The sequence below is a fragment of the Mesorhizobium sp. P2_D5 genome (assembly GCF_056404355.1).
Map to the genome: position 1 here is coordinate 363,440 of NZ_JBFUEE010000002.1, position 21,435 is coordinate 384,874.

At 62.0% G+C, this 21,435-nt stretch carries 18 protein-coding genes; 3 read left to right on the top strand and 15 right to left on the bottom strand.

The window, feature by feature from the left end; genetic code table 11:
• The first annotated feature begins 32 nt into the window (after positions 1-32).
• Genes AC1DYW_RS08485 through AC1DYW_RS08495 form a run of 3 tightly spaced genes read left to right on the top strand, consistent with a single transcriptional unit; the run spans position 33 to position 3,908 of the window.
• On the top strand, positions 33-2,360 hold the full coding sequence (locus AC1DYW_RS08485) for a type VI secretion system Vgr family protein (RefSeq protein WP_477225822.1): 2,328 nt from the start codon (positions 33-35) through the stop codon (positions 2,358-2,360).
• Between the two features lie 10 nt (positions 2,361-2,370).
• Positions 2,371-2,799, top strand: coding sequence for a DUF6484 domain-containing protein (locus AC1DYW_RS08490; protein WP_457155069.1), 429 nt, complete (start codon positions 2,371-2,373; stop codon positions 2,797-2,799).
• A complete protein-coding gene (locus tag AC1DYW_RS08495) occupies positions 2,799-3,908 on the top strand; it encodes a HEAT repeat domain-containing protein (RefSeq protein ID WP_457155070.1) in 1,110 nt (369 codons plus the stop codon). Before AC1DYW_RS08490 ends, AC1DYW_RS08495 begins: the two co-directional genes overlap by 1 nt.
• Here the strand turns inward: AC1DYW_RS08495 and AC1DYW_RS08500 are convergent.
• The 15 genes from AC1DYW_RS08500 to AC1DYW_RS08570 all read right to left on the bottom strand — a co-directional run bounded on the left by AC1DYW_RS08500 (position 3,886) and on the right by AC1DYW_RS08570 (position 21,390).
• Positions 3,886-4,848, bottom strand: coding sequence for a type VI immunity family protein (locus tag AC1DYW_RS08500; RefSeq protein WP_477225823.1), 963 nt, complete (start codon positions 4,846-4,848; stop codon positions 3,886-3,888). The two genes, AC1DYW_RS08495 and AC1DYW_RS08500, sit on opposite strands and share 23 nt — an antisense overlap.
• 22 nt (positions 4,849-4,870) lie before the next feature.
• Positions 4,871-5,422, bottom strand: coding sequence for an SMI1/KNR4 family protein (locus tag AC1DYW_RS08505; RefSeq protein WP_477225824.1), 552 nt, complete (start codon positions 5,420-5,422; stop codon positions 4,871-4,873).
• Positions 5,415-6,359, bottom strand: a complete 945-nt coding sequence (locus AC1DYW_RS08510) for a DUF4150 domain-containing protein (protein WP_457155189.1) — start codon at positions 6,357-6,359, stop codon at positions 5,415-5,417. The genes AC1DYW_RS08505 and AC1DYW_RS08510 overlap by 8 nt, the downstream gene beginning before the upstream one ends.
• Complete coding sequence (locus AC1DYW_RS08515) at positions 6,359-7,417, bottom strand: beta-ketoacyl synthase N-terminal-like domain-containing protein (RefSeq protein WP_477225825.1); 1,059 nt, start codon at positions 7,415-7,417, stop codon at positions 6,359-6,361. Before AC1DYW_RS08515 ends, AC1DYW_RS08510 begins: the two co-directional genes overlap by 1 nt.
• A complete protein-coding gene (locus AC1DYW_RS08520) occupies positions 7,414-8,472 on the bottom strand; it encodes a DUF2169 family type VI secretion system accessory protein (RefSeq protein ID WP_457151560.1) in 1,059 nt (352 codons plus the stop codon). The genes AC1DYW_RS08515 and AC1DYW_RS08520 overlap by 4 nt, the downstream gene beginning before the upstream one ends.
• Positions 8,473-8,597: 125 nt before the next feature.
• On the bottom strand, positions 8,598-9,125 hold the full coding sequence (tagF, locus tag AC1DYW_RS08525; RefSeq protein ID WP_457151559.1) for a type VI secretion system-associated protein TagF: 528 nt from the start codon (positions 9,123-9,125) through the stop codon (positions 8,598-8,600).
• Positions 9,122-12,661 carry a type VI secretion system membrane subunit TssM gene (gene tssM, locus AC1DYW_RS08530; RefSeq protein WP_477225826.1) on the bottom strand — a complete coding sequence of 1,180 codons (3,540 nt, stop codon included), beginning with the start codon at positions 12,659-12,661 and terminating at the stop codon, positions 9,122-9,124. The genes tagF and tssM overlap by 4 nt, the downstream gene beginning before the upstream one ends.
• Before the next feature lies 1 nt (position 12,662).
• Complete coding sequence (gene icmH / locus AC1DYW_RS08535) at positions 12,663-13,985, bottom strand: type IVB secretion system protein IcmH/DotU (RefSeq protein ID WP_477225827.1); 1,323 nt, start codon at positions 13,983-13,985, stop codon at positions 12,663-12,665.
• Between the two features lie 4 nt (positions 13,986-13,989).
• Positions 13,990-15,324 (bottom strand): type VI secretion system baseplate subunit TssK, encoded by a 1,335-nt coding sequence (gene tssK / locus AC1DYW_RS08540; RefSeq protein WP_095080766.1) that lies wholly within the window; start codon positions 15,322-15,324, stop codon positions 13,990-13,992.
• Positions 15,325-15,363: 39 nt separating this feature from the next.
• The gene (tssJ, locus tag AC1DYW_RS08545) at positions 15,364-15,816 is read right to left on the bottom strand and encodes a type VI secretion system lipoprotein TssJ (RefSeq protein ID WP_184871654.1); all 453 of its coding nucleotides are present in this window, start codon (positions 15,814-15,816) and stop codon (positions 15,364-15,366) included.
• 3 nt (positions 15,817-15,819) lie between these two features.
• Positions 15,820-17,289 carry a type VI secretion system-associated FHA domain protein TagH gene (gene tagH / locus AC1DYW_RS08550; protein ID WP_477226415.1) on the bottom strand — a complete coding sequence of 490 codons (1,470 nt, stop codon included), beginning with the start codon at positions 17,287-17,289 and terminating at the stop codon, positions 15,820-15,822.
• Positions 17,286-18,353: a type VI secretion system baseplate subunit TssG gene (gene tssG / locus AC1DYW_RS08555; RefSeq protein WP_477225828.1), complete on the bottom strand. Its 1,068-nt coding sequence runs from the start codon at positions 18,351-18,353 to the stop codon at positions 17,286-17,288. Before tssG ends, tagH begins: the two co-directional genes overlap by 4 nt.
• Positions 18,317-20,191 carry a type VI secretion system baseplate subunit TssF gene (gene tssF / locus AC1DYW_RS08560; RefSeq protein WP_477225829.1) on the bottom strand — a complete coding sequence of 625 codons (1,875 nt, stop codon included), beginning with the start codon at positions 20,189-20,191 and terminating at the stop codon, positions 18,317-18,319. The genes tssG and tssF overlap by 37 nt, the downstream gene beginning before the upstream one ends.
• Before the next feature lies 1 nt (position 20,192).
• On the bottom strand, positions 20,193-20,948 hold the full coding sequence (gene tssE, locus AC1DYW_RS08565) for a type VI secretion system baseplate subunit TssE (protein ID WP_477226416.1): 756 nt from the start codon (positions 20,946-20,948) through the stop codon (positions 20,193-20,195).
• Entirely contained in the window at positions 20,935-21,390 is a 456-nt protein-coding gene (locus AC1DYW_RS08570; protein ID WP_095080773.1) for an Hcp family type VI secretion system effector, read from the bottom strand. The genes tssE and AC1DYW_RS08570 overlap by 14 nt, the downstream gene beginning before the upstream one ends.
• Between the last annotated feature and the right edge of the window lie 45 nt (positions 21,391-21,435).

Consider the following 21,435-nt stretch of genomic DNA (forward strand, 5'->3'; position numbering starts at 1 on the left):
GCCGGCGGCCGCGTCCAGGAGGGGCACGACCCATGCCGAACGAACGTGCCACGGTTGTGCAGACACCGGTTGGCGCCGACCTGTTGACCTTCACGCATCTCATCGGGCGCGATGAGATCAGCCGTTGTTTCGCCTATACGGCCGGGTTCGTAAGCACGGACCCCAATATCGATCCGCTGAAGATGTTGGGGGGGCCGGTCTCGGTCGAAGGTGAATCCGATCCGAAACGCTGGTTCAGCGGCATCGTATCCGAGTTCCGGCTCACCCGCATCGAGGACCGGCTGGCCTATTACGAAGCGGTCGTCAGGCCGTGGCTCTGGTTTCTCGGCAACACCACCGATTGCCGTATTTTCCAGAACAAGAGCGTCGTCGACATCGTCAAGGACATCTTCAAGAAATACAGCGTGGCGGAATTTGATCTGCGCCTGCAGGGATCCTACCCGCCGCGCGAATACTGCGTGCAGTATGACGAGACCGATCTGGATTTCGTGCAGCGACTGCTCGAGCATGAAGGCATCCTGTATTTCTTCGAGCATGACGAGGGCAAGCACACGCTTGTCCTGGTCGACGCGATGAGCAAGCTGAAGCCTGCGCCGGGCTACGAGAAAGTGCCCTATCATTTTGAAGGCCAGGGTTCCCGGCGTGATGTCGAATACATCACCGAATGGATACCGGGCAGTTCGGTGCGTCCGGGTGCCTACGCCCACACCGATTATGATTTCAAGAAGCCGGGCGCCGACCTCATGGCCAAGTCGACCCAGCCGTTCAGCCACAAGCTGGCGGCGGGCGAGAACTATCGCCAGCCCGGTGCGCATCTCGAAGTGGGCCGGGGCGACAGCCTGGCCGCGATCCGCCGCGAGGAAGTCCAGGCCGTGCACCAGCGCATCGCCGCTGTCGGCACCGTGCGCGGCCTCTATTCGGGCTGCAAGTTCACGCTGGACGGTTTTCCACGCGAGGACCAGAACCAGGAATATCTGGTGGTCAGCGCCGAATACAGGCTGTTCGACCCGGGCTATAGAGCCCTTGCCGACGTCGACAGCGAGAACTTCCAGGTGATCCTAGGCGTGGCGCCGACCGCCGTGGCCTATCGCCCGCCACGGATCACGCCACGGCCAATCATGCGCGGGCCGCAGACCGCGACGGTGGTCGGTCCATCCGGCGAGGAAATATTCACCGACAAATATGCCCGCGTGAAGGTCCAGTTCCATTGGGATCGTCTGGGCAAGAAGGATGAGAACAGTTCCTGCTTCGTGCGGGTGTCGCAGACCTGGGCCGGCAGCGGCTGGGGGTTCATCCAGATACCGCGCATCGGCCAGGAGGTGATCGTCGATTTCATCGAGGGTGACCCGGATCTGCCGATCATCACCGGCAGGGTCTACAACGCCTCACAGATGCCGCCTTACGGGCTGCCGGGCAGCGCCACGCAGTCCGGCTGGAAGTCGGACTCCTCCAAAGGCGGCGGCGGCTACAACGAGCTGATGTTCGAGGACAAGGCCGGCTCGGAACTGGTCAATTTCCAGGCGCAGAAGGACCACAACCTTCTGATCAAGCACGACCGCACCAAGCTGGTCCAGCACGACCAGTCCGACCGCATCGACCACGACGCAAAGCACTCCGTCGGCCACAACCTCGACGAGGACGTCGGCAACAACAAGACGGTCAAGGTCGGCGTCGACCAGACCACGAATATCGGCTCGAACGACACCGAGACGGTGGGCGCCAACCGTTCGCTGACGGTCATGGCCAACGAGACCATCCATGTCGTGTCGAACTCGACGGAGAACATCGACGCCAATCACACGCAGACGGTGGGGATTGTCCAGACGATTACAGTGGGGGCGGCTCGCATCGATACGGTTGGCGCCGCCGAGACGCGAACAGTCGGCGCAGCACAGATGAACACCATCGGTGCCATACGGTCGGTCACTGTCGGTGCAGCGCAGAGCCACGATATCGGCGCGTCGGACAGTTGGAACATAGCGGCGGCGCAGAGCGTCAATGTTGGAGCGGATCAGAGCGTCACTATAGGCAGCGCCCAGTCTTTCAACGTTGGTGCCGCGCGCAGCGCCAGCATCGCGGCCGATGACACAACGACGGTTGGTGGAGGGAGTTCGCTGTCAGTGACCGGTGCGAGTTCAATCCAGATCGGGGAAGACAGTTCAATCAATGTCGGCAAAAAGCTGGTTATTACCGTTGGTGACGAAATTCTGATCAAGTGTGGTTCGGCCAAATTCATGATGAAGAAGGACGGTACCATTGCCCTGGAGGGGAAGGACATTTCGGTCAAAGCAAGCGGCAAGATTGGCATCAAGGCATCGAGTGACATAACGATCAAGGGCTCGAAGATCAGCGAGAATTGAGGATGCAGCGATGAGTGACGTTCGCGAACACATTGACGGTGTGGTGATCGGCATCTTTCTCGGTTTCGATGATGCGGCGTCACCGCTGGTGGTATTCCCCGGCAATCCGGAACAGACAGCCTTGCCCGCGCGCAGCTTGACCGGGCTGACGTCCGATATGATCGGCTCCGAGGTGGCTTTGCTCTTTCAAGAGGGCGATCCCGCCAGGCCGCTCATCGTTGGCCGCATCGTCGATCCGGCGCGCAAGACTGCGGCGCCACAGGTCGTGCGGGACGGCGAGCGCGTTCGCATTACCGGGGAAGAGCGCATCGAGCTGCGATGCGGCAAGGCGACGATCCTGATGGAAAAGGATGGCCGCATCACCATTCGCGGTACTTTCGTCACCAGCCAGGCGAGCGCCACCAATCGTATCCGTGGCGGTTCGATCGACCTCAATTGATGTTGGCGGCAAGCGACAAGTCGAAATCAGAAGGCACGCCCGGTCGGCGGATAGTGCCGGATGTCGTAAGGCAGCACGCCGAGCAGGTCGCATTCTTCTGGGCGCAACGCGACACTTTGATGGCGTCGGATCCGCCGAACCTGGATGTGGTCGCCGGTGTCGACCGGCGCCTGGAAGCCAACCTGGATGGCTTGCGTATCGCAGGGTCGGCCGCTTGGCCGTTCATCGTTGCGGTGTATGAGGATTTCCCCGAGAAAGGCGAGTTGTTTCTGTATGGATGGATGGCGATAGAATTGAACGACAGCCGCCGCATTGCCGAGGTTGTCGAGCATGGGAATCGAAGCGAGGACGATGCTTGCGGATTGGTCGGCGCGCTGGCGTGGCACCAGCCCGCAACGATCGCGCCGCTGGTGCGGGACTGGATCGGAGCGCAGGATGCGTTCAAGCGATATCTCGGCGTATCGGCTTGCCTTGGGCATGGCGTCGACCCGAAGCAGATGCTGGTTCGACTTGTGCGCGATCCGGATGCACGAGTTCGCGCCGCGTCACTGCGGCTTGCCGGAAAAATCGGACGAGCCGATCTCCTTCCGCAACTGAGCACTGCGTTGGATGATACCGAAGAGTTGCCACGCTTCTGGGCCGCCTGGTCACTGGCGGAACTCGGTTCAGGCGACCTGGCCAGCTCCGAACTTCGCAAGGTTGCCGTCAGCAGAAGCGCTGACGCAATGACGGCGTTGCGCGCCGCCGTCAAGGCCTCACCCGACAGGGATGTCCGCGCCTGGATGGGCGGACTGTTCAAATCGCCTGAAACCGCGCCTTTGGCCGTACGTGGCGCCGGCATGCTGGGCGACCGCAACATTCTGCATTGGCTGATCCACCAGATGCGCACACCTGCTCTGGTCGCCGCCGCCGGCATTTCCTTCCTGGAGCTTTTCCCCGAAGCCAAAGAGCATGACGAACTTTTCTCAGTCGAACCCGACTTGCTGGGAGACAAGATTGCCGAACATTTCGACCAGGATCCTCCATATCTGCCGGTTGCCGACAGGGTCAAAGTATGGGCAATCGAGCGGCGCTTGCTTGCCGATCCTATCGCCAGCCCAAGGGATTGATGAACCTGTGGATCCACTCGACCGTGTTGTCGTTCTCGAAAAAAAGTCTGCCTGAAAATCTTGGGTGTTCCCGAAGGAAAAGAGGTTCCAGAAGGCGGCTTGCGTCGAAATAGGCATCATTGACCGTTTTCGGTCGGTTCATGTCTTCGACATTCGGCTCTGAGCCAAGTCGCATCAGGTAGCCTCGTCGTCCGCGCTCGATGTCGACGGAACTGAGGGACGCGCAGCTTTTCACCAGTTCCGCCCAAGAAGCGTCGATCGCTGACAGGCCCTCGCCGAGAAGTGTCAGCCAGCTCACCGTTTTGATCCCGAGGTTGCTGACAGGAAGCGTCAGGTTCAGATTCTCTATGTCTATTCCCCAGTATCGCTTCGCTTGAGCGTATATGTAGTCAAACGCCGGAAGTCGTTCCCATGGATCGTAGGCAAAAGTCAGCCCGCCGTGACCAGAAATAAATTCAACATTGTCGACAATATTGCGGGCCAGGCCGACGAGTACGCCAACTTCTGTGTCAAGTGGAGCGAGGACACGGACAGCCGAATGCAGGCCGCTGTCACGTCTATGAATACGGTTACACGAAAAACTCCAGCTGCCTCTCGGATCGTCAATCGAAACGTGATCCCAATAGCGAAGCTCGAACGCTCTGCCTTCACGAATGCGTCTGTAAACCGGTTGAAGATACGGCTCCGGAAGACCGTTCCTTGCCGCAACGCGGCCACTCCTTGTCAACTCAGGCGCGGAAGCCAGCAGCCAATACGGAAACTCTGCAAGCCCGATCTTCTGAATCGAGCCTGGCGGAGAGGCCTGCCGGTAAAGCTCGATGAGGAAATCGAGCTCGGCCTGGGTGGGGCCTTTCAGGTAGACCGTCAGGTCGAGCATTACCTTGCACGCGATTTTGCCTTCGACGGAAAAGGGTCGAAGCAGTTGCGGAGGCAGCTTCATGAACCTGCACCCAATTTGACACCTATTCGTTGTCTTCGTCGCTTGATGTTCCGTTCACTTCCTCATCGATCATGTATTCGAGAGTCTCAAGCTTGAATACTAAGTAATCGGTAAAGTCCTTGTAGGCGTCACTCTGGTACATGTCCTCGAACTCGATGAAGTCGACTTTCCCATTCTTCTTAACGCGGGACGGATCAAGTACCAGGAAATGGCTCAGATCTTCGCCAAACATGACCGGGATCGCACCGTTGTCGAAAGGGTTGTCCTCGTCATCCGGCCACAGGTCGCCCCAGAACTCGATTTTGTCTTTTACCCATTTGCTGTCGTGATCCTGCGTGGACAGCAGCTTGCCGCCAGCATCGAAATCACTCCAGCCATTGTGGAGCTTCAGAAATTCGCGATATGATTCCGGCAGCGGTATGCCCAGCCGTTTCTCAAGCTTGGCGATCTCTTCATCGGTCGCCGGCCTGCCAAGTTCGTGTGGCAATTCCTCGTCGTATTTGAGCGAGTCATACTTCTGTTGGGCCTCAACGATCTTTTCGATCAGCTCCTTCAGTTCAGGTTTCTTAGGCACTTGCTGGCTCCTCCCATCCGCAACAATTGGGGAAAACCCCAGTGTGGGGTTTGTTTCCACCCTTTCGCCAGAAATCCGTCTTGGCGCGATACTTCTTCATGCTCGACCCCATCCACGAATTCGCGCGGCTCGACATCCATTTGAGATTCTTGGCATCCGTTGGGTGACCATTCAACTGGAGCTCGTTGCTGTGGTCGGGGCTAAATCCGGAGTATTCTTGCTCTTCCGCCTTTTCCTTCGCGCAGTCTTTGTAGAACTCAATCTCGGCAGGTTTTTTTGCCACTGCCGCATCTTTGAGGCGTTTGCATTCGGTGTTGCCTTGCGTGCGCCTTTTGGCATAGCCCGCAGAGCGATTCCCATCCCAGGTCACACGTTTCATTTCACCGGCCTTCGCGGCATCGTTGATTGCCGCGCACTTGGCGCAAATCTCTTGCTTCTCGCAATCGTCGAATTTGACGTGCTTCTTGCCCTTCTTTTTCGCCGGGCCGTTGGCACAATCGATCTTCAATGGATTGGTGTTGGCTGGCCCCAATGGATCAACATCGCCAGCCAAATTCACGGTATTCTTGTCGTTGTGGAATTTCTTGTCTGTGTGTCGGCAGGCATTCTTGCCGTCCATCTTCACATCAAACGAGTAAAGTATCCAATCCGTTGCCTTCTTGAAGACGTTGGACTTTACGCCACCGACCGTGCCGGGCTCGTCGCCGGAACTCATGCCATACTGCGAGCCCTTAATCGCAATCATCTTGCCGCCCTTGGCGAGGACGGTCGTCGTGCCGTCCTTCAATGAGCTTTGCGTGGCGATGTTGGGATAGGGCAGGGGGATCGGACCACCAGGGCTGGGTGTCTTGCAGACATCGGGGATCGTCGCTATCGAGAGGCCGATAGTGCCTTTGTAGGTCAGCCCGAGGCCGTTGACCGTGATATGACTGGGCATCAGGCGGTCCTCCTCGGTCCGCCCAGCAGCACGGCGGCACGGGAGCCGTTCTCGGAACTCGCCCAGATCAGGGACAGCGGCCCGTTCTGGTAGTTCCGCGCTTCGGCCTCGCTTATCAAACCAACGAACAGCGGACCGGACGCCGCGCCGACATCGCCCCAACAGTCGGCCGGGGTCTCGAAGTCCGCCGCATCCTTGAAGCGGCCTGGGTTGCGGATGACAGCGAAGCCATATTCGTTCCCGCGATAGCGTTCGCCGTTCATGTCGCAGATGATGCGACCGACCGGATCGATCGGCGCGTCCTCGAAAAGGAAGCGGAAGGCTGCGCCCAACCCTTCGCCGAGCACGACCGTCTCTGTCTTGATCCTGTTTTCTTCGCTCGCCGTCGAGGCACTGACGATCTCGAGAAGAGGTTGCAGCCCAAACGCTCGTGCAGTAGTCAACGTCGTCAGCAGACAGAATCCTGCCGCCTCGCCCGGACAGAAGCCGTAGATGTTGCCCTCTGAGTGGAGTTGCTCGTTTTCATCCAGCCACTCGAGGGTTTCCGGTTCAAGATAGGTATCGACGCCGCCCGCGAGGCAGAACGTGGCTTTTCCATCTCGCAGTGTCTTGCAGGCATGGTAGATCGCCAGTAGCCCACCGGCGTGGCCACCAGCTATTGAACCACCACCTTCGAGGACAACATGCTGGGCCAGCAGCTTGCGCAACTTGGCGTCCACCTGAGCGGCAAACCCATCCGGTTGACCTGGCCTTGGCTCTCCGGTGGAGATAATAAGGCACACTTCGGGCGACTGCAGTGATGCTCGCAATGGCCGCAAGGCGTCGAGTGCCGGTGAGATCGCGATTTCCACAGCGCGCTCCGGGCCGGCAAGGCTCGCATCTACGCCGATGTCGCGAGTGATTTTCATCCGCTCACCGAAACGGTCCACCATATGGGGATGATCCTGGATGGCCGAGATACCGGCGCGGACAGCCGCTGCACTTGAGGACGCGTCAAAACCCAACGGCGTGCGTACTCCAACGCCGACGACGACAATCGTGGCCCCTTTTGTCGTCATTCGTTTTCTTCCGGTTGCCAAATGCCTGTTGCCGCTACTGTCGGCGAAATGCCTGTCCGTGGCCTGATACGCAGATTTGTATTCTTCAGCCGTTCCTCGTCGAAAGGCACCGGCAGGGCGGACATCCACGTAATCGAGAACTGCCGTAAATCGGGCTTGATGCGCAGGGTATGGATGGTGGCTTCGCCGTTCTCGCGATCCGGACGATTGTAGAACTCCGTGGTCAGGTCGAATTTTATGCGCGGCAGAAGGAATTGCCAGAAGCCATCCTCGGTGAAATTCCCCAGCCGAACGTCCTCATAGCCAATCAGCGGAGTTTTGGTTTGTTGATCTTCCGGGGCGCATTGATAGTACATACGGCTGAAATCGCGCGGCAAAAGCGGATCGCGCGTCTTCTCCCATTCTTCGCCATAGGTGCCAGCGTATCTTATCCGCGGCTGCCAGTGACGCGCCACCGGACCGAAGCTAGCCGGTGTGCCGCTCTTGTGGTCGCGATAGGGCGCGTTGGAATACTCAAAGTTAGGTCCGGCTTTGCCAACTAGCCGCTGGGGGTCGATTGCAAACCCCGTACCAACTGGATTGCGCTGGTCCCAATCCGGCTTTGATGCCTCCATATCCGTGCCGCCGTAAGTCCGGCGCCAGCTGATCGGCATTCTCGTGAATGGCTCCGCCCGGCTCATCCGCACCGACACCGGGCCAGGCATAAACACGCGGTCCCCCACCACGTTGAGGGTCTTGTCCACGTCGCCGACCTTTATGCGCGCCGCGCTCTCGATGGCTGGACGCCTGCCGGGCGCATAGACGTGTCCTTCGACCAGAACATCCGTATGCTTTTTCTCAAGATTGAGATCAGTTTCGTCGAGAAGTTCGTTCGGATCGGCCCCGTGTAGAGGTGCCAGGGTCACCGGCGTCTGGTTCTTCAAGAGCCGCTGCTTGCCGTCGGCATCGATCTCGAACGACGCCTTGATCGCGATCAGCCAGACCTCATGTCCTCGCTCGTCACGCGTCCAGCTTTCCTGAGCGGCGAATGGCGTATGGTTGGACAGTATCCACATTTGAAACAAGGCATCCTTGCGCGACGGTGAAACAACGGACCTTCAACTGTCTTGGGTATAGCTTGGAAACAATTTGCCGGCGCGACGTGGGTACCGGCTACTGCATATCGTCGAATTTGCCTCCATCAATTGGTCTCCCAGCTCGCCGCAAAGATCTGTTCCAGCCTCGCTTGCGGCGATTGCGGGTCGATGTCGAAAAGATCCGAACGGGCAGTCCACATCACCATGTCGCTGATGAGCTCTTCGCTTGGCTCGACAATCGGCACGGGCAGGGCGCCCAGCGCGGCATCCAGTTCGTCGGGGGTCAGCTCACCGCCTTGGGCAGCGATGGCCGCCTGTTCGATGCTGGCAAACCACGCCTCGGCGTCGGCTAGCTGAACGGGCACTTCGGCAAGCTGCGCAACAATGGTCAAAGGGAATTGTCTGCCAACTCTGTCGGCACTCTGCAAAATGATACCTGCCGACGCACCGAAGGAAGCCGGGCCAGCCAGGAAGCGCAACGCAGTCGTGCTGGGCCAAAAATCCGAACCGATCAGCGGGACGAGATGCTGCGCCAGCCAGCGGTCCCAGACGCGCACAAAATCCCCTGGCAGCCGCCGTGTGACGAAATCGCCGGTGGCGGGCATTTTGCCGTAAAAGCCTGGCAGGATCATATCTGTGGCGGACATGAGAATTTCTTGAACATTTCCAGATTGTACGGGTTTTCGACGCTGGCGGCCTTCAGCTCGAAATCGGCATACATGCCTTTCGTGCCCAGGCGCAGGCTGTAGACATCGGACAGCGAAGTGCCGGCGAAGCGGCCGCTGCGCAGCATCCTCAGCCATGCCCAGCTGCCGGTCTCGTTGAGCAGGACTTCGGGCGATCCGTCGATCGGCTGGAAGGCGAGCGTAATGACCCCGGTGCCGTCCTTGCCGGGCCATGTCATCGGCTGCGGCCGCGTCGCGTTGTTGTAGTAGACCAGGCTCTGGCCATCGAGGTTGAGCGTGACGCGCGTGACGTTGGGAGACAGGTCCTTCGGCTCGAGCGTGAAGCTCATCACCGGTCCGGTACCACCGGGAAAGAGATCGTCGCGGATATGCCTGGCCTGCTCGAACGCCGGCAGCGCCGCAGGATCGAGGCCGAAATCGGCGCGCCACTTCCATGGCTGGCTGGTCGTGTCGACATAGTTGATCAGGTGGTCGTTGATGAAACCGTCGATCAGCCCGGCCGGTCCGAACAGGCGGGCGAAATCACGTACATTGACGTCCACAGCGCTCTCGGCGCTGAAGGGATAGCGGTCGTTGAGCGCGGCCTGGCAGAAAGGCAGTATGTCGGCCCGCCAGATCGCGTTGAGCTCCGAAGTGACCGCCTTCTGAGTCAAATTGCTGGTATCGCCGGCAATCCCGCCCAGCCAGGTGTTGATGGGGTCGGGCAGGATCTGTGCCTGCCTGGCGACCGCGCCCGTCAGTTCGGCAAGGCCGCCCTGCTTCTTGATGGCATCCTGCGGATTGGGGTTCGCGCTGACCGTCTGCAGCACGTTCGAAAGCGCGGTCAGCGCGACAACCGCGGCATCCAGTGCCGGCGGCTGGCCGTCGACCTCGGCGATGGTGCTCTTGAGCGGTTTGAAATGTTCGGCCACCAGATTGCCGGTCAGGTCTACCTCGCTGGCCGATCCGGCGCGGGGAAGCAGTTTCGCACCGCTTGTCGCCAGCTTGCCGAGCTTGCCAAGCTTGCCGAGCAGTTTCGAAGCGCCCTTGGCCGCCGCTTTGTTGTCGGCGGGCGCGTCATCGTCGGAGCGCGTCAACTCGGTCTCCTGAACGACCGCCGTAAGCAGCCGCTTCAGCGCCGAATCGGCACTCGACAGGTCCTTCAGATTTTCACTGGCGACATTGAGATCGGTCAGTGGCGCGAGCCTCATGTCGCGCAGGAAGCTGTCCCACTGCGCGATATAGTCGTCGTAGTAGAGCTTCAGAATATCCTCTGACAACGCCGAGACGGAGGTTTCGGAGTTTTCCGAGCAGCCGCCGGCGAAAACGGCGCGATCGAGCGCCGCCTGGGCGGCGACATCGTCGATGCGGTCGAGAATGACATCGTGGAAGCCGGAATAGGTGAAGGCTCCGGAAATGCCGACGCGAAGTGTCTTGGCGGAACGCCGTGCAAACACCTTGCCACCGTTGGGGCCGGCGAAGTTGGCCGGAATCCACTCCTTAAGCCCGGCCACCGCCGGATCGGCCAGCAACTGCTTGTAGGCACGCGCCGGCAGTGAAATCGTGCACACCGTCTTCAGCGCTTCGGCAACCAGCGCCTGGTCGGGCGCGATATAACTTTCGTCGACCGTCATGCGGCGGATTGCGGCAAGCTGGTGCTCTTCGGCATCGGCGGTCGGAAATGGTGCCGCGGCGGCGAATTCGGGCAGGCTGTTGACCCACCAGTTCTGGGCGAAATCGGGATCCATCTGCGACAGGCCGGTCATCATGCGATAGGTCTTCAGTGCCCCGAGCATGAAATCCGGATCGCGGATCTGCCGCCACATGGTCGCCTCGAGCAGTGCGACCATGCGTGGCTCGAGGACGTTGCGCAGGACGTGGTCGTAGGTGTCGGTCTGCGCCCGCACCAGTTCCGCCGAGGCCGATGGCCCCAGCAGGTCATGGGCGGCGCCCGGCGGTGGTGTCCGGGCAGTTGCGACCGCGTCCATCGCACCGAGCGCGCCGTCCATGGCAGGCTGTTCCACCGATGCAGGGGTTGCGGCAACAGCGGTCAGCGGCGATTGCAGCGCTTCGAACTGGCCTGCCTGGGCCGAGATCGCATTGCGGTTGTCGTAGTAGGACCAGGTGAACACCGCACTGGCCACCAATCCAGCCACGGCACATGCAGCCGCGGCACCCCGCCAGATCCAGGCGCGGCGGCGTTGCGCCAGCGGGTCGAACGTACCGAGGCCGGCTTCCTTGAAGATGACTTCGGTGAGCAGGTTCTTGAGGAAGAAGCTGCGTTTCTCGACCCTTGGTGCGGGCAGGGCCCGGCGTGGCGGTAGGCCGAAGGAAGAAGACAGCGCCGCGGTCAGCCGGTCGATGGGCGCCCCTTCCTGCGTCGCCGATGTCAGATAGAGCCCGCGCAGCCAGGCGACCTCTTCATACCGGCTTTCGCCGAACATCGCCTCGACCAGCACCTGGATGGGTTCGGACAGGCTTGCGAGTTGGGCGGGAAACCGGAAGATCTCGGCACGGGCGGCGAGTTTGTCCTCATCCTCCAGGCGCGGCACCAGCCGTCGCTCGAGTTCCGTCGCCAGCGTCGAAATCTCTCGTTCGATAGTCTTGGCATCGACACGCGCATCCAGAGCGAAGGTCGTTCCCCATACCTGCTCGCGCGAGGCGGTGGACAAGCCGCCGAAGAAGGCCTCGAAACCCTTGATCAGATCGGCCTTGGTCAGCATCAGATAGACCGGAAGGCGGATTTCGAGGCGGTCGTTGAGCTCGGCCAACCGGCGGCGGATCTTGCGGCCGTGCGCCTTGATGGCGTCGTCGCCTTCCGAAAGCACGTCGATCGAAAGCGCGACGATCACGCCGTTGAGCGCGCGGCGGCCCCGGTGCTTCTTCAACAGGTCGAGGAAGCCCAGCCATTCCGCTGCGTCCACATCGGGCTGGCTCTCCTGCTGGACATAGCGGCCGGCGGTGTCGATCAGAACCGCGTTTTCGGAAAAGAACCAATCGCAGTTGCGCGTGCCGCCGACCCCCTGCAGGTCGTCGGTGAGGTCGATCGGAAAATTCAGTCCGGACTGCCGCAAGGCGGTGGTCTTGCCGGTGGCCGGCGGCCCGACGATCACATACCACGGCATCTCGCGCAGAAACTTGCGTCCGCCCAGCTTGCGCCGCTTCAGTTCGGCCATCACATCGGCGAACTTGGCGCCCACGGCTGCGACATTCTCTTCGCCGGGGCTGAGCGGCTTTTCCACAGCTGGTGCGGCAATCTCGGCGACGAACATGCGGTTGGCGCGGATCGCCCGGCGCTGGGCGACGATCAGCCAGATCAGCCAGAAGATGACCAGCAGCGCGATGATGACGATGCGCACATTTTCAGAGGCGAACGGTTCGTAGGGACCGACCCTGACGATCGGACCGAACACCCAGATGACCAGGGAAAGCAGCGTGATGCCGATCAGCGTCCACAGCCAGCGCGATGTCAGAACTGCCCACATGAAGCGCAGGATGAACATCTCACAGCCTCTTTTCGACGAGCACCTCGACGCGGCGGTTCAAGGCCCGCCCCTCGCGCGTGCTGTCGGTGGCCACTGGATCGGTGGCTGCGCGACCCTCGGAACGGACGCGATCCTGCGGCACTCCGTTCTGGACCAGCATGTCGGCAATCGTCTGGGCGCGAGCCTCGGACAGTCGCTGGTTGGTCGACAGCGGATTGGTCTTCTGTAGCGGAACGCCGTCCGTATGACCGATCACCGTGATCTTTCCGATGAGCTCCTGATTGGCGAGGATCACCTTGGCGATCGACCCGATCAGGGGCTCGAAGCCCTCGGTCAGTTGTGGCCGCGACGACTGGAACAGTTCGGGGTTGGAGGCCTGGATGATCAGCTTGGTCAGCGAAACGCTCTCGGTGCCGCCGAGGGCGGATTTCAGCTCGGCCGGCGCCCCGGCCTGAAATTCCGGCAACAGCGCAAAATCCACTTTCTCCGGCGGCGGGGCATCGACCTTGGGCGACGCGCGGGTGATGTCGCCGCGTGCGGGCGGCGGCAACGCGCGGACAAGTGCGGAAAGCTCGACCGCCTGGCTGCTCAGTCCCGTCGAGAGCCCGACATGGACTGCCGTGGCGACGACCGCCGCACCGAGCGCCATGACCCAGATCGGAACGATGAAGCGCTGCGGCTCGTCGGATGCGATCACGCCCTTCCAGTTTGGCGACAAGGGCGCGCCTTCGGCGTCGACATCGCGCAAGAAGCGTGCCGCCGCCACACGAACGGCATTGATCGAGCGGTCGCCTGACCGGTTTGCCACACGATATTTGCCACGGAAGCCAAGCGCCAGGCAGTGATACTGCAGCTCCAGCAATTCGCGATCCCGGTTCGGATGGCGCTCGAGTTCGTCGAGACGTGTGAAGAACTGCGTTCCGGCATCGACATCGCCGCGCAGCATGACAACGAGCGGCTGCCGCGGCCAGGCGCTGGCCCCGCCCCATGGCGTGTTCAGGGCCAGATCGTCGAGCAGCGCCGCCACGACCCATGCTGCCTGGTCGGCCCGCTCCATTGAGGATCCCGCCGTCATTGCCGTGTCGCGGGCCCGCACCAGTTCTTCGAGCAACCGGGTACGCAATGCTTCCGGATTGTCCGGCGCCAGCGCGCTTTCAAGCTCGGGGGCGAACTCGAGCAAAGGCGCGAATGCGTTGACGAGCGCGTTCGGGTGGGTGCGGGATCGCTTGACAACCGCGCCCGGCAAGAGTGGCGCCATGGGCCGCGGCATCGGCGCGCCGGTCAATCGAATGCGAGTGCGTTCGCGATCCTCCGACAGTCCGAAAGGATCATCGCGACTCATCATCTCACCTGTTCACCGAATAGCAGTCCACCTGCGGCTCGCTTGGCAACACGCCCGAAACGCCGATGACGAAGCCGGGAGCGTCGAGCAGCGACGCCCAGTACTCGCTTTTCTGGTCCAGCTCGAGGCATAGCCGATCGCCATCGTAAGGGATTTCGCGCGGCTGCGAATGAAGCGGTTTCAGCGGAATGCCGGGCAAGCGCGATTTCCACAGGCCCTCGAACTGGTCTGCAGAGCCGACAGTCGCCTGGTTGACGAAAATCTTGCGCAGCGCGTCCTCCGACAGCTCCGAACCGACACGGATGACGATCCGGCTGGCCACCAGCAGCTTCGGGTTGTCGATACGGATTTTCCAAACATTGGTCGAATGCCGCATGACAGGCAGCGCTCGCGATTTCGGCTCGATGTAGCGCAGGCTGAGGATGAGCGAGCGCAGCGCATCCGCCAGCGCCGAATAGGCAGGGCCGGGGGCCATGTGATCGTAGGCCGGCAGCTCGCCCAGCCGCCGTGCGCTCGATCCGTAGGTAGCCATCGAACCGGCAAGCCCGGCTAGCTCCAGGTAAAGCTCGGCCGGATGGAAGACATCTTGGGCCAGTATGTGGGCCAGCCGCGGGCGCGCCGCATTGGCGAGATTGAGCATCAACAGATCTTCAACGCTGCGCCCAGGCCCACCCATGACCATCTTGCCATGCGCCTCGGCGATCTGGTCGAGACCGGTGACAACTTCCAGCAACAATTGCCGATACCAGGCCACCGCGCCGGTAATCAGTGTCGGTGGCAGGAAGGTCTCGTCCAGGGAGACGCCGCCATCGGCTCGAACGCCCTTGAGGTCGGCTATCGGCAAGGCCGTGTAGCCACCGACCGACTTGCCGGGTGCAAGCAACAGCGCCTGCGGGCGGGCGATTTCGATTTCTTCAGGGTCTGAACCGCCCTGGACTGCGTCACGCACCGAAACGATCCGCCCATGATATCGGGCTCCCGAGGCGGCGGCGTGCGCCGGATCGAAGCCGACACCGCCGGCAGGCTCCAGCGGCAAGGCGACCAGCACCGGTCCGGCGCCAGTGTCCGGGGTCACCGGCAGCGGTCTCGGCGCGTCCATCATGTCTGGGATGGAAAAAGGCGTTCCATCCGGGAAGATGCCCCGTGCGGACAGGATCGAAATCTGGCCGGCGTCCAGCAATGCCTGGTCCAGCGTCAGCTGTTGAAAGCCGAACGTATGCAGTTGCCCAGCCTGCAATGCGCCGCGCACCGTCGCCTCGAAGAAGCGATCCTGCTGTTGGAAATGCTGGGTCCGCAGGAAAAGCCCCTCGGACCATAGCACCCTGTTTGCATCGCTCATGCCGCTGCTCTCTGCATTGAGCTCCCCTTGCCCTGGCCGCTAGGCGGAAATGCCGCCGCTGCCAAGCGTGACGTTGATCGTGAATTTCGATCCCGGCGATACCGACTTGGTTGTCCGCCAGTTCCTGCCGCCAGGCTCGCGGATCAATGCAACGAAGCCCAGCGCCGTCGCGTCCGGCTCGACGGTGATGGTTTTGGATGCGGATTTCCCCGGCCCGACAGCGATCTGGTCGGACCCGATAAGATCGCCTGCCAGCGCCGTGCCGGCATCCCCCTGCAGCGCAAAATAGTCGGCGGAATTGAATTTGCCGGCGCTTTTCAGCCGCATCACGAGAACCGTCACCGGCCGATCGCCGCCACCTGGTCCTGGGTTCATGCCGGCCCCGCCGGTCACGTTGACGGTGATCACCGATGGCTTTGGCGGACCGCTCTGGCAGGCCGCAAGCAACCCCGTCGCGCCCAGGGCAACGACAAATTCACGTCGATCGATCATCTCTCACTCCTCCTCGTAAGCATCCCGAAAATCAGCGCCGATTTCGCCAAGGAAGCTTTTTTCCGCGCTCTCGGCGATTTCACGATGGCGTTTCTGATAAAGCTCCCACAGCTTGGCGCCGCGCCCGCCCGAAAGCAGGGTGCCGATTGCCGAATTCGATTTCAGCTCTTCCTCGATCTCGGCCGGGTCAAAACGGTCGATCATCCGCCGCAAGGCGGCCTGTATGCCGCGCCAGGCGCGCACGTGATGTTGCGCGAGATCTCGGACCGCGTCGGCGATTGCCGCTTCGCCGGCGAGAAATCCCGGGCTGCGCTCGGCGATAAGCGTGACGATGGCATCATCGACCGTTGGCAGAAACTTGAGCGGATTGACCTCGGAGGCTCCGACCATGGTTTGCGCGACGCGGGCGTTTCCCTTTTCCTCGGCCCGTTTGCGCAGAAGCTGCATCAGGCCTTCCATCATCAGCCGATACTCGCGGCCAAACTTCTCCATTTCCGCGATGCTGTCGCGTCCGGGGAAATCGGCTTCCTCGACGCCCATGCCGTGCAGGAATGCCGAGCGAAGCGCCGACTCCCCCGGCTGTGGCGCGGCGGGCGGGCGGGCGGGTTTGGCAGCAGCGACCGCACGTGGCGGGGGAGGGGTATCCGCCGCCTGCACAGGCAAATCCCAGGGATTGGCGGATTGGGGTCGTTGGGCGGCGCGCTCGCGCTGTCCGGTCGAGCCGGCGCCGTTTGCCGAATTGGGCACTGCCGCCGGTCCGAAACCAAAATCATCGTTGAAATCGGATGGCTTTCCGGCAGCCGGTTCGGCTGCACGGCTGGGGGATGGTACTGGGTCGAGGCTGAATGGGTCCGCCAGGTTCGCCGCACCGCTCGGCTCGAGAAAAGGGGCGGCGTTTCTCGACACGGGCGTTGCAACCGGATCGAGGCTGAACGGGTCATCGAAAGCAGGTGAGTTGCGCTGGGATGCGGCGCGCTCGAACGCGCCCGGAACCGGCTGCTCGAACGGGTTCGGCAGATCGGCCGGACGTGGCCGTCGCGGCTCTTCTTCGACCTTGGCGGAAAAGAAGTCATCGCGGCCGATGCTCACCGGCGCCCGAGATGGCTGCGGTACGCGTTCGGGAACCGACTGGCCGGCTGCGGGTGCTTGAGCGACCGGTGTTTGCAGGTCGACATAGACGATGTAGTCGCCCAGCCTCAGCCGCATGCCGCTTTGCAGGCGCGCCGAGTTGCCGGCGCCGAGCGGGCTGTCAGAGCCGTTTATGAACAATCCGCTGCTCGACGTGTCGGTGACGAAATATCCGTCTCGCCCGCCAGAAATCTTGCAGTGAGCCCGCGAAACGAACATGTCGGGATCGTCGATCTGCCAGCCCGCATCGGCGCTGCGGCCGATCACCAACTCACCCTCGTCCAGCCGGGTCTGCCGTACCGCCTGGGTGCGTGGCCCTTGCTCCAGCGTCAGCAGCAGACTCATGCCGCGACCCCCGCGATTTCCGGCCGCCATCCGACGATTGTCCGCAGCCGCATGTCGTCAGCATCGCCCCTTTCGGCGGGCCGCGCAAGCCAGGTGGTTCGGCCGAGCTGTGCCGATCCGATGCACGGCGGCGGCACGGCTTCGCGCGCAAGCACGATGCGCAGGTCGACGTCGAGAGATTCCCCGATCATGTCGCGAACGGCCTGTTTGAACAGTTTGAGCCGCTGGCCGCCAGGCAGGAAGGCCTTGAAGTCCTCGTACCCCAGCGGGCCGACACGCAGTTCGATCCTGCTCTGGCGGTTGAAAACCCGCGGGCCGATCGTCGCCCCCCGGCCGAGCCCCGCATAGGCCTTTGCAAGGCGGGTCTGTAGGCCGGTCGGCACGGTTATCCAGGCAGCGATGAACTCCCTGATCTGAACCGGCACCTTGAATGCTTCCGCCAGGAACAGTGTCAGCCGTTCCGGGCCGTCGACCTGGCTGGCGAGCGAAGCCGCCTGGCGAAGCTTTACCGTATCGAGATCGGCGTCCTGGGTGCCGGGAAGTCCGATCCCAGCCATCGCTTCCAGCATAGCGCGAACACGTCCGCCGACCGCGCGTTCGACCTGTACGGCCGGATGCGCGTCCGCCCACGCCCGGTAGTAGAGGGCAATCATGCGGTGCTGCAGAATGTTGACGAAGTCCACGAACGTCGTGTCGCTGGTCAGCTGGGCGTCGGTGCCGGCGAACCAGCGCTGCGACAGGCGGTCGAGCACCCAGCGAGTCAGATGCAGCGGCATGGGTCCCTCGGGTCCCAGCAGGCCGAGATTTGCAACCGTGACCCGGGCCGGCGTCTCGCCATCGGCTTCGCGGAACTGAACCAGGTCCCGCGCCGAAAAGGCGAGGCGCACATGCTGGCCGAGTCGAGCCGGCTCACGGTCGGGGCGGCCGGAATGGCCGAACAGACCGCTCCGCTGTTCGAGACGGCGCAGCAGTTCGAAGAAGTCGAACGTCTCGGACAGACCTTCGGCCCGGTTCGGGCTGGGCTTGTCTAGATCAGGTAGCGATTGCCGGGCGTCATCGGCCATGGCACATCCTCCTGCTTCTGCAGCAGCCGCGTGCGGGTTCGCACGAAGCCGTTTATTCCGGCGTGGCGGGCAAACAGCCGCGCCAGCAAGGCCGAAAGCAGCAAGGTGCTTTGGCCGGCCAGGACCGATTGATCAACGTGCAACGTCACTTCGGTGCCGCGTCCGAAGCACATCGGCCCATCGATCTGCAGCCGTTCGATGACCGGCTGCGAGTCGATACGCACGATCGAATGCACATTGCGCGCAAGGCTCGGATCGCCGCGATCGGCATAGAGGTCGAGCAGAGCATGCAGAGGGTCGATGCCGCGGCCTTCCTTGGCAAGGCTGAGGAAGTTGAGCGCGAGCTGCGCCACCAGCCGCCAGGCAAGATCGTCGGCCCGCGATTCACCGTCAGCCCCAGCCGGCAGTGCCGCGGGGATGGCCGGCTGTGGCGGACGCAGCGCGCCAAGCAGCCTGACGGTTTCGACCGGGTCGCCGGCCTCCAGCGTCAATGTCGGATTGTCATCGAGGATCGGCAGATCACGATTGGTGCAAAGCGCCATGACGTCGAGACGCTTGAGCGGCCGGTTCGCCGGGCTTGCGAGCGGCCGGGATATGGCCAGGAAAACGTCGTCCCCGGTGTATGACGTTCGGGTCAGGCCGTCGCGCCGCTCCTCCTCCGTCGCCCGACGTGGGCGCCGCTCGGTCGAATAGACCCAGCCACTGCCGCGGTTCTGCCCCAGGCTGAAGAGTTCGGGGATTTCGGCGTCGTTGCCTTCTGTGTCGGCATCCTCGACGCGGATGACCCGGTAGATTTCGAAGTCGCGCGCCCGCGTTCGGTCTGCATGCAGCACCTGACGCGTCTTGCGCGCATCGACCTCGATGACGTTGCACTCACGCTCGAACAGATTGATGATCGGCGTTGCGAAAAGTTCGAAGTCCGCCGGTGTCAGGTCGGCAAGTTCGGGCACCGCGCGTCTGAACAAGAAGATGATCTCGAGCCCGGCGGCGCATCGGCGCACGACGGGCTGAAGCCCGGAAACCCGCGCATAGTGAAAGCGCTCGGGCATCATGAAATATTCGCGCAGCAGGCGGTACCCCTCGAATGTCGGACGGGTACGAGGCATCAGGGCCTCGTCGTCGCTGATGCCGACCATTTCGGGTGCCGGCAGGGGCGACAACGGGTTGGTCTTGCCTTCCGGGCGTGCGCCAACGGCCGAGCAGGCGCCGAAAATCGCATCGAACAGGAGCGGCGCCTTGGTGCGGCCAGCAAAATAGAGGTCGAGCCGGTCGAGCGCCAGTTCGTCGAGCCTGCCTTTTCCGGTTCGGGCCAGCACGATGCGGAGCGCCGCCGCGCCGCCGACGCCGCCGATCGGCCCTATGCCGGCCATCGCCAGCGCGCTGCGATCCTGGAAATAGCTCACCGAAGTGACCGCTATCGGCCATAGGGTCATTTCTTGCGCGGTGGAGAACGTGCAGCGCGTCGACAGGCCGGGCTGCAGGCTGGAAACCAGGCGCGTGTTGCGCTTGACGACGTGGCCGGCGAGCATGGTCTGGACCTGCTGGCCGGGCTTCAGCACCGCCATCGCCGTTGCCGGCGCCGGCGTGACCAGATCGGGATAGAGAACCTCGAGCACGCTGCGTGAAAATCGCGAGCGCTCGGCATCGACCTTCAGCCGGGTGCGCGCGGCGAGGAAGGCGACGCCATCCAGAAGCCGCTCGACATACGGGTCCGGACACGGGACCGTGTCGAGTGACAGGTTGCGCGCCACCGCCGGATGCATGTCGGCAAATTCCGCCGCGAGGCCACGAATATGGGTCAGTTCCTCCTCGTAATATTCGACGAAGACCCGATCCATCTCAGGCGTCCCTAATTTCGGTCCGCGCCAAGCCGTTGTCGAGATTGATCGTGGTGCGCAGGCGCATGCGTTCCGGCGTCGGCGTCATGATCAGCACGGCGTCTATCTCGATCTTGAGGCCAACGGTCTTGTCGCCGAGGGTGACCGTAACCGTTGTTGCGCTCTCCTTGAGGCGAGGCTCGAAGGTGGCGAGCACTGCGCGGATCTCACGCGCCAGCACGTCGCGATCAAAGTCGCGGGACGACCGGCCGGAGAAGGAAGGCACGCCATAATTGACCACGCTTCGACGCACCTCCGGAAAATCGGCGAGCGAAGGTGGATTGTCCGACACCTGTTCGTTTTCCAGATCGGAAAGCAACGGTGTGGCCTCGAAGCGCTCGGTGTTGAAGAGCGCCTCGATGTCACGCCGTACCGCTTCCCTGAGCACGCGAGCCGAAACCACCACGCCGCGGCTTTCGATCTCGACGCGGTGCTGGGTCTGAAAGGCCAGTCGATGCAGCCGCCGTTTTTGATCGGGTGTCAGCTCCGCATCGGCGTCTATGGTACGCGCACTGCCGGCGACGAGTGTGTCGAGACGGTCCGCGCCAAGCTCGTCGAGCAAGACATGGCGCAGCCCGTCTATCTCCGAAGTCAGGCCCGGCAGGTCATTGACGAGGCGATCCCAAAGTGAAGGCTGGACGGCCTCGCTTTTTGCCCGCAAGCTGCCGGTAGTCTGCTGCTTGCCCGCGCCGGGTCGCCGAACCTCACTTGCCGACATAGACATCCATTTCGGCTTCATCATTGCCGTCATAGACGAACTTGATCTTCTTGTAGGCGAAGCTGACCTCTTCCTGGATCAGGTCTTCCTCGTCCGGCGCCTGCGACATGTCGTATTCCATGATCGAGGCGTCGGTGAGGGTCACCACCAGGTAATCCTTGGTCTCACCATCGATGGTCCGCCGTGCCGAGAACACCACCTCGTCCAGGGCCTTGTTCTCGAACAAAGCCTTCTTCAGGTAGGGCGAGGATTTGTCGTAATGCTTGATGAATTTGATCATGCCCATGGACACGCGCCCACGGCGTGAGAGCGAATTCGGATCATAAGGTGCGACCATCTTGTAGTCGACGCCATGGATTTCGATCTCGTCATCGTGGCCGTCGCGGGTGCTCGGGCCTTTGATATCCGGAACCTTCAGAAAACCATCAATCTTCACTGGCATTGTCTTTCTCCACCGCTTTCAAACAAAAACAAGGTCTGGTTGCTG